This is a genomic window from Vibrio sp. 2130-1 (assembly GCF_033339515.1).
In genome coordinates this window covers 1-738 of the sequence record NZ_JAWOUT010000227.1, presented here as the reverse complement: position 1 = coordinate 738, position 738 = coordinate 1, and the positions used below count along the sequence as shown (strand labels likewise).

Here is a 738-nt window from a genome sequence, read left to right as displayed (position 1 = left end):
TTGGGATGGCGCTGGCTTGCCAGATTACGCTTGGTATTAGCAACGTGGTGTTTCAGTTACCGATTTACATCGCAGTGGCTCATAACCTGGGTGCTGCAATCATGTTGAGCCTGATTTGTGTCAGTCAGTTTTATTTGTGGCAAGGAAAAGCCGATTGGAATTATGCAGTAAAAGGAGTTCGCTATGAGTAAAGAAATTGCGTTAACACTCGATAGTCGAAAGCGTCTCGGCTCAACGTACTTAAAACTGACTAAACCTAAAGTTGTCGCGCTAATGTTAGTCACCGCCATTGTCGGTATGAGCTTGGCTCCGGTCACTGATTTTCCATGGATTCAAGCATCCATCGGATTGATTGGAATAGGACTAATGGCTGGTTCTGCCGCGGCATTTAATCATCTTATTGACCGCAGAATTGATGCAAGAATGGCTCGTACTCATACGCGTCCTTTACCGTCGGGAGATACCAATCCCTTGTCGGTTGCGATTTTTGCCGTGGCAATCGGCGTGGTTGGTTTTGTACTCCTATATGCTTGGGTAAACGCGCTCACAGCGTGGATGACGTTTTTGAGTTTACTGGGCTATGCGGTGGTTTACACCATGTATTTGAAGCGAGCGACACCGCAAAATATTGTGATTGCTGGCATTGCCGGTGCGATGCCGCCTCTTTTAGGCTGGACCGCGGTGACGGGCGAGCTGCATGGGAACGCTTGGCTATTGGTGATGATTATCTTCATCTGG

Annotated in this window: 2 protein-coding genes; both read left to right on the top strand. The window is 48.0% G+C overall.

The features are described 5' to 3' along the window. The coding region (locus R7Q09_RS25360; protein ID WP_318143846.1) for a COX15/CtaA family protein at nt 1–191 on the top strand (191 nt) is incomplete at its 5' end. Then, a partial coding sequence (locus tag R7Q09_RS25355; RefSeq protein WP_318143845.1) for a protoheme IX farnesyltransferase occupies nt 184–738 on the top strand: 555 nt, incomplete at its 3' end. The genes R7Q09_RS25360 and R7Q09_RS25355, both read left to right, overlap by 8 nt.